Genomic DNA, 16,334 nt, shown 5'->3' with positions numbered 1-16,334 from the left:
AGACAGGAATAAGCGCCAGTCCCCGATTGGAGTCCCGATTGTCCTTTGAATCGAGACAGGAATAAGCGCCAGTACGATTGGAGTCCCGATTGTCCTTGAATCGAGACAGGAATAAGCGCCAGTACCGATTGGAGTCCCGATTGTCCTTGAATCGAGACAGGAATAAGCGCCAGCCGATTGGAGTCCCGATTGTCCTTGAATCGAGACAGGAATAAGCGCCAGCCCCCGATTGGAGTCCCGATTGTCCTTGAATCGAGACAGGAATAAGCGCCACTTCGATTGGAGTCCCGATTGTCCTTGAATCGAGACAGGAATAAGCGTCACCCGATTGGAGTCCCGATTCTCCTTGAATCGAGACAGGAATAAGCGCCCCTCGATTCCTGTCCCGAATATACCAAGAGAAGAAAAACGATTCCTCATTTAATCGACCAATTTAGACAAATGTCGACGAAAATATTTTCCAACTATCTAGCATAATAACCATTGAATAAGCTACAATACGAGTAATCTAGATAATTTTGACATGTTTTTATAATTACATACGTAACAATAAATAAGGACAAGGTTTCTTGGGGGAATAAATGGTGTTTTCAAAGGGTAAAAGAGATAAATTTTCAGAGCTTTTAATAAAAATGACAGATAATCTTCAATCAACAACGCAGTATTGCATTGAACAAAACATATCAAATCATCATGAATTACAAATTTTCTTAGAAGCAATAAAAGAGTATGAATCAACGGGTGATGAGCTTATTCAAACGATTACGAGAGAGCTTAACCAAACGTTTATCACGCCGATCGACAGGGAGGACATCCTTCAACTTGCGATCGATATCGATGACGTACTAGACGGAATTGAACATACTGCTGCACTTTTTGAAATGTATTCTGTTACAAATGTAACCGAGCACATGAAAAAATTCGTGAACATTAACCATCAATGTGCTGTTGAGATTTCGTTAGCTATTACCTGTTTATCGCAGAAAAAATTACAAGCAATCTCTCCGTACTCTTTAAAACTCAAAGAACATGAAGCGAATAGTGATAATTTACTTCGCACGGCTGTGAAAAATCTATTTGCTACTGTAAAAGATCCAATTAAAATCATTCAGTATAAAGACATCTATGAATCTCTCGAGGGCATCGTTGACAGCTGTCGCAAAGTGGCGAACACACTTGATAGCATTGTGATGAAAAATGCGTAAGGAGCGTAGCTAGATGGAGATGACGCTACTTATTACATGCTTCATTGTTGTCGGTGCTTTGGCTTTTGATTTTATAAACGGATTTCATGATACGGCAAATGCGATAGCAACAAGTGTTTCTACAAAAGCGCTCAAGCCAAGGCATGCCGTCATTCTTGCAGCGGTTATGAACTTTGTTGGGGCACTTACATTTACAGGAGTGGCAAAGACGATTACTAGTGGGATTGTGGATCCATTTACATTAGAAAATGGATCAGTTGTGATTTTATCGGCCCTTGTCTCAGCAATTGCATGGAATTTGATTACATGGTATTACGGAATTCCGAGCAGTTCCTCACATGCGATTATTGGATCAATTGTTGGAGCTGCAATTGCCGCGTCTGGCTTTGGAAGTATTAACTACTCAGGATTTACAAAAATTGTTCAATCACTGCTAATTTCACCAATTCTAGCATTTATCGTTGGATATGTTGTGTTTAGTCTCTTTAAAGTGCTGTTCAAAAATCATTCACTTACAAAATCGAATAATCGATTTAGAAGAATTCAAATTTTAACAGCTGCTTTTCAAGCGTATACACATGGGACAAATGATGCCCAAAAAGCAATGGGAATTATCACATTAGCTCTTATCGCCAATAACTATCATCAAACAATGGATATTCCGTTTTGGGTACAATTTTCCTGTGCTTTAGCAATGGGGTTGGGTACCTCTATTGGTGGATGGAGAATTATTCAAACAGTTGGAAATAAAATTATGAAAATCCGTCCAGTTAACGGGGTGGCTGCAGATCTGTCGTCAGCTTCAATTATTTTTGCAGCAACTTATTTTCACCTACCTGTTAGTACAACACATGTGATTTCTTCTTCTATACTAGGTGTAGGTGCTTCAAATCGGGTAAAAGGAGTTAATTGGGGTACAAACCCAAACAATGATTTTTACTTGGGTGGTAACACTGCCCGCAGCTGCTATTTTGGCAGGAATTGTCTATTACTTTCTTCAGTTCTTCTTGTAATTTTTGAGAATGTTTCCCCTCGTCTCACATATAAATGTGTACAAGGAAGATTGGGGGAGATAAAATGGATATCTTATTTTTAATTGTAAGCTTATTATTATTAAGCTTTATCACAGGAATGCGCATGCTGATTTCTGTATGGGGTAAGAAATACCGTTATACCACTGCATGGAATTTGGTGGATTCAAAGAAAGAACGAAACAATGTGAGGAAACGGGTAATCAAGAGATATGGAAGATAAAAAGCAGACCTTTTTGATGCTTAATTGAGTAACTGAGTTTAAATAAGCGGAGTTATTCCGGTTAGACTGGAGAATGTAACTCGTTTGGGGGATACAAGCGGAATTTTTCCGGTTAAGCAAAGTAAAATGGTCCATTTTCATCTTTTTCGGTTAAATAGGCGGAATCTTTCCGTCTATTTCGTCTATTTTTCGTGCTATCCCCTCATTAAGAGGAATTTCTCCGTTTATTTTAGTAGTTTATTTTTTAGGATTCTTGAAGATTTGGAAATCGTCTTATCTAGTACTTATCTTGGTTTAAAAAATGCTTGGAGCATATATGTCTCCAAGCATTTTTTTGGCTGCTTCTTCATCAGAAGCTTTAACTCAAATGGCCATTGAACTTCAAGAGCTTGTAGGTAGATTTAAGGTGTAAAAGGATCGTAAAAAAGCTGACCGTTATTGGCAGCTTTTTTTGTGGTGAATAAACTAACTAGGAATGTTTCAGTTTAAACAACAAATTGTTCTTTCGATCGCTTTGTAGTATATTTGAAGCACGAATTTATTTAAAAGAGGTTATTGCTAATGAGCTTACAACAGGAAATAAATAAACGACGTACGTTTGCCATCATTTCTCACCCGGATGCTGGGAAAACAACGTTAACAGAAAAACTGCTTTTCTTTGGTCAAATCATTCGTTCAACAGGGACGGTTAAAGGAAAAAAATCAGGCAAATTTGCTGCATCAGACTGGATGGAGATCGAGAAAAAACGTGGGATCTCGGTTACTTCAAGTGTTATGAGTTTCCCTTATCATGATTTTCACGTGAATATCTTGGATACACCTGGACATGAAGACTTCAGTGAAGACACTTATCGTACGTTAACAGCGGTTGACAGTGTTGTCATGATTATCGATTCAACGAAAGGTGTTGAGCCGCAAACGATTAAACTTTTTAAAGTATGTCGGATGAGGGGTATTCCGATTTTTACGTTTATTAATAAGCTTGACCGTGAAGGGCGAGATCCGTTAGAGCTGCTTTCAGAAATTGAGGAAGTGCTTGGAATCGAATCATATCCAATGAACTGGCCAGTCGGAAGCGGTAAACGCTTCTTAGGTATACATGATCGGTTTAATAAGCAATTCGTTCGCTTTAAAGGTGATGAAGAGGAAGAAATTATCTCTCTTGATGATCTCGCTAATACGGATATTGAAGAAAATTCTATTTATCAAGACACATTAGGTGAACTGGAATTACTTGAAGAAGCAGGAAATGAATTCACAGCTGAGCGTGTGGAAAAAGGAGAGCTTACACCAGTATTCTTTGGTAGTGCCCTTGCAAACTTTGGTGTACAGACATTTTTTGATACATTCCTTCAATTTGCTGCACAACCACAGCCTCGTAAAACAGATCAAGGCTTAATCGAGCCGGAAAAAGATCAGTTCTCAGGCTATATTTTCAAGATCCAAGCAAATATGAATCCGGCTCACCGTGATCGTATTGCGTTTTTCCGTGTATGTTCAGGAAAATTTGAACGAGGCATGAGTGTGAACTTGAGCAGAACGAATAAAACAATTAAATTAAATCAAACACAAGCCTTTATGGCAAAGGACCGTGATACCGTTGATGAAGCATATCCTGGTGATATTATCGGAATTTATGATCCAAATATCTATCAAATCGGTGATACGTTAATTGGTGGAAAAGATTCGTACCAATATGAAGAACTTCCACAATTCCCACCAGAATTGTTCAAACGAGTGCAAGCGAAAAACGTAATGAAGGCAAAGCAGTTCCGTAAAGGAATTGAGCAGCTTGTTCAAGAAGGGGCAATTCAGCTTTATCGTCAGGAAATGAATGATTCAATTATTCTCGGTGCGGTTGGTCAGCTGCAATTTGAGGTATTTGAATACCGTATGAAAGCTGAGTATAACGTTGATATCGAATTCACTCCACTAGGTGAACGAATTCCAAGATGGATTAAAAGTGAAAAGTTTGATAAACGCTTCTTTGATTCAAGAAGTATGCTTGTTCGTGACCGTTATGGTGCATTCGCGGTTCTGTTTGAAAATGAATTCACTTTACGTTATTTCTTAGAAAATCAAAAAGACATAGAGCTAGTCGATTTATTAGAAGAAAACGACTATCAAGGTGTAACATCACAAAAGTGAGATAGAAGGCTAATTCCTCAAGGGAATTAGTCTTTTTGTGGTTTTTTGACAATTTTCCATGATATGATGAAAACATAAAGTTAGGGAATAGAGGGAAAACAATTGAATATTCTAAAAGTGACTTTAAATGAATTAGACCAAGTATCACACTTATTCAATCAATACAGAATGTTTTACGGACAAGCATCAAATCTCGAAGGTGCAAAAGAATTTATTAAAGAGAGAATCGAAAACAATGAGTCTTTTATCTTCTTAGCATTGGAAAACAATTCTCCAGCTGGTTTTGTTCAGCTTTATCCGATTTTTACATCAGTAGGTATGAATCGCAAATGGCTATTAAACGATTTATTTGTTGCTGAAGATTATCGCCGTCATGGAGTAGGAAAAGCATTGATGAATAAAGCAAAGAATCTTGCAGTCGAAACCAGTGCCGCGGGCATTCTTTTAGAAACAACAAAAGACAATGTAAAAGCACAGGCCCTTTATGAAAGCTTAGGCTACGAAAAAGAAGATGCTGTTTATTTTTACAATTTATCAATTTAACAGGAGATTTATATGGTAATCAAAATCATTTTAGCTATCTTTATGCCTTTTCTTCTTGTGCTACTGTTTACACGTGTCAGCTATAATCACTATGTAGGAACAGCCCTAACTGCGGCATTGTTAACAGCCTCTTACATAAAAGGCTACACACACGGCCCAAGCATTTATTTTATTGACATCGTATCATTAGGAGTAGGTTTCTTCTATGCGAAAAAAATGAAGGATAACCTCCATAAGAAGAAATAGGTTTGAGGTTGAATAAAAAAAGAAATACTGAAAGAAAAAGGGCTGCTCTGTATGCTCTTTTTTCTTTGGTTGTAAGGTGTAAAGTAACTTCAGACATTGGCCTGAATTTTTAAAAACAAACTAAAGTTGATTTTTTTACATAAACACAAATTTTATGCGAACTTTAGTTCGTATTTTTAGTGATTTTCCACACACTTGTGGTAAACTATTGATATTGACATTTTCTGAATGGAGGCTTATGCGTGAGCGAGCAATTTGAATTAGTCTCAAAATACAAGCCGCAAGGTGATCAACCTAAGGCAATTCAAGCATTAGTTGAGGGAATTAACCAAGGAAAAAAGCATCAAACACTACTAGGTGCAACAGGTACAGGTAAAACCTTTACTGTTTCAAATCTAATAAAAGAAGTAAATAAACCCACATTAGTTATTGCCCATAACAAAACATTAGCCGGGCAGCTATACAGTGAGTTTAAAGACTTCTTCCCAAATAATGCCGTTGAGTATTTTGTTAGTTACTATGATTATTATCAGCCAGAGGCATATGTTCCACAAACGGATACATTTATTGAAAAAGATGCCAGCATTAATGATGAAATAGATAAACTTCGTCACTCTGCAACATCCTCTCTTTTTGAACGAAACGACGTCATCATCATTGCCAGTGTTTCTTGTATTTACGGCCTCGGTTCGCCAGAGGAATATAAAGAGCTAGTTGTTTCATTAAGAACAGGTATGGAAATTGAACGAAATCAGCTCCTAAGAAGATTGGTAGATGTTCAATACGAACGAAATGATATTGATTTTCGAAGAGGAACGTTCCGGGTTCGCGGTGATGTGGTGGAAATCTTTCCGGCATCTCGAGATGAACAATGCATTCGCGTAGAATTTTTCGGTGATGAAATTGACCGTATTCGTGAAGTTGATGCTTTAACAGGAGAAATCATGGGAGAGCGCGAGCATGTGGCCATTTTCCCGGCATCTCACTTCGTTACAAGAGAAGAAAAAATGGAGAAAGCCATAAAAAATATCGAAGCAGAGCTAGAGGAACGTTTAGAGGAAATGCGTGAAAATGGTAAGCTGCTAGAGGCTCAGCGTCTTGAGCAAAGAACGAGATATGACCTAGAAATGATGAGGGAAATGGGCTTTTGCTCCGGTATCGAAAACTACTCTCGTCACCTAACACTTCGCCCATCAGGAACCACTCCTTATACGTTACTAGATTTCTTTCCTGAAGATTCACTGATCGTTATTGATGAGTCACATGTTACATTGCCACAAATTCGGGGTATGTTTAATGGTGACCAGGCACGTAAACAGGTGCTAGTGGACCATGGCTTTCGATTACCATCAGCAATGGATAACCGACCTCTTAGATTTGAGGAATTCGAAAAGCATATTGAAAACATTGTGTATGTATCTGCTACACCTGGTCCTTATGAAATGGACCATTCACCTGAGATGATTGAGCAGATTATCCGCCCGACTGGACTATTAGATCCTACGATTGATATTCGTCCAATTGAAGGACAAATCGATGATTTAATTGGCGAAATTCACTCAAGAGTTGAAAAAAATCAACGTGTCCTCATTACAACACTAACGAAAAAAATGTCTGAGGATCTAACAAACTACCTTAAAGAAATAGGGATTAAAGTAAACTACTTACATTCTGAAATAAAAACATTAGAGCGGATTGAAATTATCCGGGAACTTCGTCTTGGGAAATATGATGTTCTTGTTGGAATCAACCTGCTAAGAGAGGGCTTGGATATTCCAGAGGTTTCACTTGTTGCTATTCTTGACGCAGACAAGGAAGGCTTCTTAAGATCAGAACGTTCTCTTATTCAAACAATCGGTCGTGCGGCCCGTAACGCAGAGGGACATGTTATTATGTACGCCGATAAAATTACAAATTCAATGGAAATTGCACTTAATGAGACAAAGCGTCGTCGTGAAATTCAGATAGAATTTAATGAAAAGCATGGAATCACTCCTCAAACCATTCAAAAAGAAATTCGTGATTCCATTCGTGCAACAACTGCTGCTGAAACTCCAGAAGATTATGAGGCAACAGCTGCGAATAAGTTAACGAAATTAACGAAGAAAGAACGAGATAAAGTAATTTCTGAAATGGAAAATGAAATGAAGGAAGCAGCAAAATCATTGAATTTTGAACGTGCTGCTGAGCTGCGTGATTTGATTTTAGAGTTAAAAGCGGAAGGATGAAGCGATAATGGCAATGGAACATATTGTTGTGAAGGGAGCACGTGCCCACAACTTAAAAAACATAGATGTAACCATTCCGCGTGACAAGCTTGTGGTGCTTACTGGGCTATCTGGATCCGGTAAGTCTTCACTCGCATTTGATACGATTTATGCTGAAGGACAACGTCGCTATGTAGAGTCTTTATCAGCATATGCTCGTCAGTTTTTAGGACAAATGGATAAGCCTGATGTTGATGCGATTGAAGGATTATCACCAGCTATTTCAATTGACCAAAAAACAACTAGCCGAAACCCACGATCGACGGTTGGGACTGTAACGGAAATTTATGATTATTTGCGTCTTCTCTTCGCAAGAGTCGGGCGTCCAACATGTCCGATTCATAACATTGAAATATCGTCCCAAACCATTGAACAAATGGTTGATCGTATTCTAGAGTATCCAGAGCGGACAAAGCTACAGGTGCTTGCTCCAGTTGTGTCAGGTCGCAAGGGAACACATGTTAAAGTGTTCGAGGACATTAAAAAACAAGGCTATGTCCGTGTACGGGTAGATGGAGAGATGCAGGAAATCTCGGAAGAAATCTCGTTAGAAAAAAATAAAAAGCATTCAATCGAAGTCGTAATTGACCGAATTGTTGTCAAAGAAGGTGTAGCTTCACGTCTTGCTGATTCATTAGAAACAGCTTTAGGTCTTGGAGAAGGAAGAGTCATTATCGACGTGATGGGTGAAGAAGAACTGCTTTTCAGTGAGCATCATGCTTGCCCGCAATGTGGTTTCTCAATTGGTGAGCTTGAGCCAAGAATGTTCTCGTTTAATAGCCCGTTTGGAGCATGTCCAGAATGTGATGGTCTCGGTTCAAAGCTTAAAGTTGATCTAGATCTTGTTATTCCCAATAAAGACTTAACTCTTAAGCAGCATGCAATCGCCCCATGGGAACCAACTAGTTCGCAATATTATCCGCAAATGCTTGAAGCAGTTTGCGATCACTACGGAATTGACATGGACATTCCAGTGAAGGACATTCCAAAGCACCTGCTAGATAAAATCCTTTACGGCAGCGATGGCGAGGAAATATATTTCCGTTATGAAAATGACTTCGGACAAATTCGAGAAAATTATATTCAGTTTGAAGGCGTTATTCGCAATGTTGAAAGACGTTACAAAGAAACGAGCTCTGATTTTATCCGTGAGCAAATGGAAAAATACATGGGTCAGCAAAACTGTCCTACATGTAAGGGGCATCGTTTGAAAAAGGAATCACTTGCCGTGTTAATTCAGGGAAACCATGTTGGAGAGCTAACAAAGCTGTCTGTGCAGGAATCACTTGAATTTTTCCAACATTTATCTCTAACAGAAAAAGAGATGACAATCGCGAATTTGATTTTGAAAGAAATTAGCGAGAGGCTAGGTTTTTTAAATAATGTTGGCTTAGATTATTTAACATTAAATCGTGCAGCTGGAACCTTATCTGGTGGAGAAGCACAGCGAATTCGTCTCGCTACCCAGATTGGCTCACGTTTAACAGGTGTTTTATACATACTTGATGAGCCATCAATTGGACTTCATCAACGTGATAACGATCGTCTCATTCAGACCCTGCAAAATATGCGTGATATCGGAAATACACTAATTGTCGTTGAACATGATGAAGATACGATGATTGCTGCTGACTATTTAATTGATATTGGTCCTGGTGCAGGCATACATGGTGGACAAGTTATTTCTGCAGGCACACCTGAAGAAGTCATGAGTGATGAAAACTCATTAACAGGTCAATATTTATCTGGGAAAAAGTTTATTCCTTTACCATATGAGCGTAAAAAACCTGATGGTCGATATATTGAAATTAAAGGTGCCAAAGAAAATAACCTGCGAAATGTGAATGTGAAATTTCCGTTGGGAATGTTTATTGCTGTTACTGGTGTATCAGGATCAGGAAAAAGTACATTAGTCAACGAAGTACTGCATAAATCTCTGGCGCAAAAGCTTCATAATGCTAAGGCAAAGCCAGGTGAGCACAAAGAAATAAAAGGAATTGAACAACTTGAAAAGGTGATAGATATTGATCAATCACCGATCGGTCGGACACCGCGTTCTAATCCTGCAACATATACAGGTGTATTTGACGACATACGTGATGTGTTTGCAACAACTAATGAGGCAAAGGTCAGAGGCTATAAAAAAGGCCGCTTCAGCTTCAATGTTAAAGGTGGTCGCTGTGAAGCCTGTCGTGGAGATGGAATTATTAAAATAGAAATGCATTTCCTTCCTGATGTGTATGTACCATGTGAGGTTTGTCATGGAAAACGATACAACCGTGAAACATTGGAAGTTACTTATAAAGGAAAGAATATTTCTGATATCTTAGAAATGACAGTCGAAGATGCAGTAACGTTCTTCGAAAATATTCCTAAGATTAAACGAAAGCTGCAAACGATTTTTGATGTAGGACTTGGTTACATTACTCTTGGCCAACCGGCAACCACTCTTTCCGGTGGGGAAGCACAAAGGGTGAAGCTTGCATCAGAGCTGCACCGACGTTCAACAGGTAAATCACTATACATCCTTGATGAACCAACAACAGGACTGCATGTTGATGATATCGCCAGACTCTTAAAAGTTCTTCAGCGCCTAGTGGATAATGGTGATACCGTTCTTGTCATCGAGCATAACCTTGATGTTATTAAAGGCACCGATTATATTGTTGACCTTGGTCCTGAAGGTGGGGACAAAGGTGGTCAGATTGTTGGCTTTGGTACACCAGAGGATATTATGAACAATGAAGAATCTTATACAGGTAAATATTTAAAACCAATTATAGAGCGCGATCGTGAGCGAATGAGAAATTTGATTAAAGAAAAAGAAGAAGTAGCGCAAAGTTAATTTGGTTAATTTAAGGTTGAGGCTGAAATGATATGTTCAGCCTCATTTTTCATTTTTCATACCTAAGAAGTGGAGTTAAAATAGTTAATGGTAAAAATGTCATTATTTGTCGAACGGTTGGTGAAATTGTAATAATTTGATGTGGTATAATAGACCTATAAAATGATAATGGCAAACTTATTGAAAGATAAGGGCGCAAAGCCAAGGACCTAAGGTAGATCATCTACTATGGTAGCCTAGCCGCCGGAGAATATTTTACTATTGTAAAGTGAGCGAGTATTCTTCTCGTTCACTTTTTTGTCTTAACAAAGGGGGGATTTACGTGCCGATCAACGAAGGAAACATCTACCATCATTTTCAACCTATTTTTTCATTAAAAGATAAGAAAAGGATTGGTTATGAGGGACTTCTAAGATCTAATGATTTTACTAATCCGGAATTGTTCTTTCAACAAGCAATCATAAACAAGCAATTATTTCAACTAGATACTCTGTCCGTTTACAAAGCTCTAAAAACGTTTCGTACGAATGAATCAAATGAAAAGCTATTTCTAAACATTTTTCCATCAACTATTTTTAATCATGGATTTTCGGATTTCTTAAACAAGTTAGCTACAGAAAAGTTGCTATCCAATCAAAATATCACATTTGAATTATCTGAGGTTGAGACTGTAAGAGATCTTGATCAATTGAAAGAGAGAATTGATACTCTAAGAAGTTATGGTATAAGTATTGCATTTGATGATGTAGGAAAGGGGAAAGCGTATATACAAGATATTATTGAGCTTGATCCTGAATATATAAAGCTCGATCGTTATTTTTCTAAGGATTTACACCTTTCAGAGAAAAAACAGGCTTTTATCTATTTAATATTAGAGTATTGCAGACGATATGATATTAGTGTCATTCTCGAAGGTATAGAAACAATAAAAGACTTAGAGATAGCTCAAAGCCTTTCCATTCCATTAGGACAAGGTTACTTACTGGGGAGGCCGCAGTTATTAACCAATTATGCCAGTGTTAGTAATGGCTAATCAGAAAACCTAAGAATGAAGTAAATATTAGGAAAGAATAGCGACCCTGTTACTTTATAATATTTAATTTGGAAATAAGTAAGAGATACTGGTATTAGGGTAGCGAACCTGCCACTTGCTAATAACGCGTTTAATTCCAAGAGGTGTATGCTTGGATTAAAGGTGTTTTTTTGTTTTTTATTAAATCAAGACAAAAGGAGAAATTTACATCATGAAATTAACAATAAAACAGAAATTAATAGGAAGCTTCCTAATCGTCTCATTGATCTTTGGAATAGCTTCATATGTCTCATATTCCAATATGAAGCAGTCAAATGAGTCATACAATTATATCGTTGAAACTGTTGCTGAGGTACGTGCAATTACTCAATCTATTCAAACCGATTCAGCGCTACAATCAGGATATTATCGTGCATTTTTATTATATGGTGATAATAGTTACCGAGACAAAATGAATGAAGCGAATGATCGTATTAATGCGGCAATTTTAAAAGGGAAAGAATTATCTACCTTGCAGGAAACGGTTGATCGCTTGAATACAATTGAGAACTCGAATATTGAGTTTAGAGAAAAGGCAAATCAAATTCTGGATGAAAGTTTAGTTGATAAAGAGACAGCGATTGATAAAGGGCTAGAACAAATCGTTCCTATAAGCAATCGTCTAACAGAAGATACCCTTTCAATGCATAATTGGATAAAAGAAATATTAGAAGTTCGATTTAAGGAAACGCAGGAATCATCAGATAACGCAAGAGTGAAAGTGTTGATCTTAAGCATTTTTGCCCTATTATTTGCTATTGCGTGCGGTGTTGTTATATCTATTTTCATATCGCGACCTGTTGTGAAATTAGGAAACATAGCAAAACAAGTAGCTGCAGGCGATTTAAACGTAGAAAAATTAAAGATTAAGAGTAAAGATGAAATCTATTATCTAAACGAGTCTTTTGAGCAAATGACAGATAATTTAAGGGAAATGATTAGTTCGATTTCTACAAGCTCTGATCAAGTAGCGGCATCAGCAGAGCAATTGAATGCAAGTGCGGAACAATCAAGCAGAGCAACAGAAACTGTTTCATCTGCCATTCAGGAGATTGCGAGTGGAGCTGAAGAAACCACAACAAAATTAGAAAGCAACACAACTTCATTACAAGAGGTTTTACAAGGAATTCAACATATTTCTGAAAGCTCAGCAAATGTGTCTGAACTATCACGACAAACAACAAAAGAAGCTGAGGAAGGCGGAACGTTTGTTGAAAATAATTTAGCACAGATGAAGTTTATCTCTGAGTCTATTAGTCGTTCAAATGAAAAAGTGACGTCATTATCACTACGATCAAAAGAAATTGGCTCCATATTAGATGTGATCAGTGGTATTGCTGAACAAACAAATTTATTAGCCTTAAATGCAGCGATTGAAGCAGCAAGAGCTGGTGAGCATGGTAAAGGTTTTGCTGTTGTGGCAGATGAGGTGAGGAAATTAGCTGAGCAATCACAAGCATCTACAAAAAGTATTGCAGAGTTAATTGCTTTAGTCCAGAGTGATACGGTTGAATCAGTGAACATCATGAATGAAGTTGTCACAAACGTTGAGGAAGGAGTAAAAGTATCAGAACAAACATCAAATAAGTTTACGCAAATCCTTTCTAGTACAAGAAATATGACTCCGCAAATTGAACAGGTAACAGCAACTGTTCAACAAATTTCGGCTAGCATTGATGAAATTACCAATTCAGCTATGGAAATATCTCAACTTTCCCAAGCTAATGCGGCAAGCTCTGAAGAGGTAGCAGCTTCTGCTGAAGAGCAATTGGCTTCGATGGAAGAGATTGATGCATCAGCTCAAGCTCTTGCGCAAATGGCAGAGGAATTAAAGATCGTTGTGAATAAATTTAAATTATAAATTAGCAGGAGATAGGTATATAGTGAGATAAAAAGTAACTTCTAAAAATGGTATAATATAACAAGTTACTATGCAGGGGTTGGGCTGCGGTGGTTACTCCCGGGGCAGATCGGGGGTGATGCCTTGTACATCACACGTGATGAGTTGGATACGATGATTGCATTTGCCGCTCTGGTCGTTTCGATTATAGCCGCAACAGGAAACAGCGGAAATAAAAACGACTAGCCCCACCCTGACATTTGGCGATGAAGGTAGTGAGCTAATCGTATTATGTTCTACAAGCCTCAGCCACCGCAACTTGCACTGCGGAGTAACTGAAACAATGAAAGGCGGTTGGTGATCGTTCACCAATCGTCTTTTAGTATATGTTTTTATATCCATCATATACCAATTTTGCATGGTCTTCAAGCAAGATGAATACATATAAAGAAGTTAAAAGGGAGTGCTCTTCAAACTTTATTTAGATCATAAATAATTTAGGGTAAGTAGAAAAAATACATATCAAAGCCTGAAACCTCTTATCTTTTCATACGTATTAATGATAAGGGAGTGAAAAGAACAAATGGATAAAACAAATAGATTCTTAGCATCTTTGAATTACTTTAGCGTGTTCTTTGCGCCTTTTTTGTTACCGATTGCGATTTATTTTATTGTTGATCAGTTGGAAGTTAAGAGTCATGCGAAAAAAGCACTCGTGTCACATATCATACCGTTTTTGTCACTGATCGGTGTGGTCATGGTACTCTTCTTTTCAGCAGGAGCTGACTCTTCTCAGGAGGGAATATTTTTATCCTTCATTTTTGGGTTTCTTTTTGTAGGTTTGATTAATTTGATTGTTGGGATTTGGAACATTGTAAAAGGAATACAGCTTTTAATTAGGGATTAAAAAACAAAAAATATCTGAGGAGGAATGTTCATGAAGGATCAAAAAATTAGAATTTTAAAGTTGGTAGAAGAAGGGAAGCTATCTGCAGTTGAGGCTCTTTCATTAATAGAATCATTGGAAAATGAAGAAAAAGTGAAGGCAGAGAAGATCACAGCTCTTTCAACTGAGGTCATAGCTGATTATAAGCAAGAACAACATAACGCAAATGATTCAAAACAGCAATCATTAGGAAATAAGCTGATGGATTGGGTTGATTCTGCTGTGAAAAAAGTAAAGGATATGGACTTGGATTTAAACTTTGGTAAATCTATTGATCTTAAACATATTTTTCAGTTTCAAGACTCTGATTTTCGGGATATTGACATTCATCTTCCAAATGGAAGTGTCATAGTTGAACCATGGAATGAAGAAGATATTCGGGTCGAATGTGATGTGAAAGTTTATCGAGTTGAAAACAATGAACAGGCAAGGGAAACTTTTTTAACAGGTGTTGACTGCCAAATGGAAGGAAATCGTTTTATTTTCTTTACAGAGAAAAAAATGATGAAAATCAATGTGTATATAAGAGTACCGCAGCAATCTTATGAAAGAGTAAAGATCAAGTTGTTTAATGGACCAATAAGAGGGGAAGGTTTAAAAGTAGGGACAATCAAGGCGAAAACAGCAAATGGTGTTCTTTCCTTCTCGGATATACAAGCAACAACAGGTGAATTTGAAACAGCGAATGGACAAATTAAAGTAGCAAACTCAAGCTTTGGTAAAATAGAAGCAGAAACAATTAGTGGCCTGATTCAGTTTAATGGTTCGGCTGAAAAAGTGGATGCGCAAAGTTTCAATGGAAATGTACAGCTCACTTTAAACGATGAGAATTGTGAAACTATTTATGCCAAAACAACAACAGGCAACATTGATATTCATGTACCTGAGGATACCAGAATGATCGGGGAATTAAAGTCAAATTTAGGGACTCTTTCCACAAAAGTAAGAAATGTAGATGTTTCATTTGAAAAGAATGAAACCATTCAAAAAGAACTGAAATTTCGAACAGCACACGAAGCGAAATTAACTGTTTTTGCAGATTCAAAAACAGGATCTATTACAATTAAATAAATAAGGATGATGGAAAATGAAAAGATTGTTTCGATCACGTCATGATCGGAAGTTATCAGGTGTACTTGGAGGCTTATCAAACTATATAGGTATTGATGCATCACTATTAAGAATATTGTTCGTTGTTTTATTAATCTTTACAGGATTTTTTCCATTGGCATTGATTTATATTGTCTCGATCTTTTTAATACCAGAAGAAACGGATTATTAAGATGACAAGATGGCTAATAAGTATTCTAGTAAATGCGCTCATATTAATTGTTGTAGCAGGATTTTTTGATTCGTTTCAATTGAGTGGTGTTGCAGCAGCTTTGGGAGCAAGCTTACTTTTGTCTATTCTTAACGTGTTAGTAAAACCCTTTTTAATTTTATTAACATTACCTGTTACGGTATTATCACTAGGCTTGTTTTTATTTGTCATTAATGCAGTGACTCTTATGATCGCTCAAGGATTAATGGGAGATTCTTTTGTGATTGATGGCTTTGGAACAGCTTTACTAGCATCGGTTTTTATTTCCATTATTCATTTGATGATTCAAAAGGGCATTGTCGAGCCGATGAAGAAGGATAAATAAACGTTTGTTTAAAAAGAGTGAGAGTTGTCTTGCTCTTTTTTAGTTTAGTCTCATAGACTTTGTTACTATGTAACGAGTGTTGTGTAGGTTGATTTCCGCTCTAGGTTGCTCGCTTTCCGCGGGGCGTGCGGTGAGCCTCCTCGACGCTTGCGTCTGAGGGGTCTCACCTGTCCCGCTGCTCCCGCAGGAGTCTCGCACCTGCCACTCCAATCAACCTTAATTAGTTATTCGGTAAAAACAATAATTTTAGAAAGGAGTACGATTTATACTAGAGATGTAATAACAAGTGCGGTACTGTGAAAACTTTCATCAATCACTCTTA

At 37.5% G+C, this 16,334-nt stretch carries 13 protein-coding genes, 1 pseudogene and 1 riboswitch; all 14 genes and pseudogenes read left to right on the top strand.

The annotated features are described in order from the left end of the window. Positions 1–581: 581 nt before the first annotated feature. The 14 genes and pseudogenes from MVE64_RS10015 (at position 582) to MVE64_RS09950 (ending at position 16,012) form a co-directional block, all read left to right on the top strand. The gene (locus MVE64_RS10015) at positions 582–1,205 is read left to right on the top strand and encodes a DUF47 domain-containing protein (RefSeq protein WP_247346085.1); all 624 of its coding nucleotides are present in this window, start codon (positions 582–584) and stop codon (positions 1,203–1,205) included. A 13-nt stretch (positions 1,206–1,218) separates the two neighbouring features. Next, positions 1,219–2,218 (top strand): annotated as a pseudogene (locus MVE64_RS10010) (inorganic phosphate transporter). 64 nt (positions 2,219–2,282) lie between these two features. Beyond that, entirely contained in the window at positions 2,283–2,459 is a 177-nt protein-coding gene (locus MVE64_RS10005) for a hypothetical protein (protein ID WP_247346083.1), read from the top strand. Between the two features lie 561 nt (positions 2,460–3,020). Further along, positions 3,021–4,607 (top strand): peptide chain release factor 3, encoded by a 1,587-nt coding sequence (locus tag MVE64_RS10000; RefSeq protein ID WP_247346081.1) that lies wholly within the window; start codon positions 3,021–3,023, stop codon positions 4,605–4,607. A 102-nt stretch (positions 4,608–4,709) separates the two neighbouring features. After that, the gene (locus tag MVE64_RS09995) at positions 4,710–5,150 is read left to right on the top strand and encodes a GNAT family N-acetyltransferase (RefSeq protein ID WP_247346079.1); all 441 of its coding nucleotides are present in this window, start codon (positions 4,710–4,712) and stop codon (positions 5,148–5,150) included. A gap of 12 nt (positions 5,151–5,162) precedes the next feature. After that, complete coding sequence (locus MVE64_RS09990; protein WP_180320396.1) at positions 5,163–5,396, top strand: DUF2198 family protein; 234 nt, start codon at positions 5,163–5,165, stop codon at positions 5,394–5,396. Positions 5,397–5,638: 242 nt separating this feature from the next. Beyond that, entirely contained in the window at positions 5,639–7,624 is a 1,986-nt protein-coding gene (uvrB, locus tag MVE64_RS09985; protein WP_247346078.1) for an excinuclease ABC subunit UvrB, read from the top strand. 7 nt (positions 7,625–7,631) lie between these two features. Beyond that, positions 7,632–10,508 (top strand): excinuclease ABC subunit UvrA, encoded by a 2,877-nt coding sequence (uvrA, locus tag MVE64_RS09980; RefSeq protein WP_247346076.1) that lies wholly within the window; start codon positions 7,632–7,634, stop codon positions 10,506–10,508. Between the two features lie 160 nt (positions 10,509–10,668). After that, positions 10,669–10,756, top strand: a riboswitch (cyclic di-GMP riboswitch). Positions 10,757–10,830: 74 nt separating this feature from the next. Beyond that, entirely contained in the window at positions 10,831–11,541 is a 711-nt protein-coding gene (locus MVE64_RS09975; protein WP_247346074.1) for an EAL domain-containing protein, read from the top strand. A gap of 211 nt (positions 11,542–11,752) precedes the next feature. Continuing rightward, a complete protein-coding gene (locus tag MVE64_RS09970; protein WP_247346072.1) occupies positions 11,753–13,441 on the top strand; it encodes a methyl-accepting chemotaxis protein in 1,689 nt (562 codons plus the stop codon). A gap of 562 nt (positions 13,442–14,003) precedes the next feature. Then, entirely contained in the window at positions 14,004–14,327 is a 324-nt protein-coding gene (locus tag MVE64_RS09965) for a magnetosome magnetite crystal formation protein family (protein WP_098799203.1), read from the top strand. A 30-nt stretch (positions 14,328–14,357) separates the two neighbouring features. Beyond that, positions 14,358–15,437, top strand: a complete 1,080-nt coding sequence (locus MVE64_RS09960) for a DUF4097 family beta strand repeat-containing protein (RefSeq protein WP_247346070.1) — start codon at positions 14,358–14,360, stop codon at positions 15,435–15,437. A 16-nt stretch (positions 15,438–15,453) separates the two neighbouring features. After that, positions 15,454–15,648 carry a PspC domain-containing protein gene (locus MVE64_RS09955; RefSeq protein WP_121663520.1) on the top strand — a complete coding sequence of 65 codons (195 nt, stop codon included), beginning with the start codon at positions 15,454–15,456 and terminating at the stop codon, positions 15,646–15,648. A 1-nt stretch (position 15,649) separates the two neighbouring features. Beyond that, complete coding sequence (locus MVE64_RS09950; RefSeq protein ID WP_247346069.1) at positions 15,650–16,012, top strand: phage holin family protein; 363 nt, start codon at positions 15,650–15,652, stop codon at positions 16,010–16,012. The last annotated feature ends 322 nt before the right edge of the window (positions 16,013–16,334 follow it).

Source organism: Metabacillus endolithicus (genome assembly GCF_023078335.1).
Taxonomy (GTDB): Bacteria; Bacillota; Bacilli; order Bacillales; family Bacillaceae; genus Metabacillus; species Metabacillus endolithicus.
Note: the sequence above shows the minus strand (reverse complement) of the source record. Positions and strands in the feature narration are given on the sequence as shown.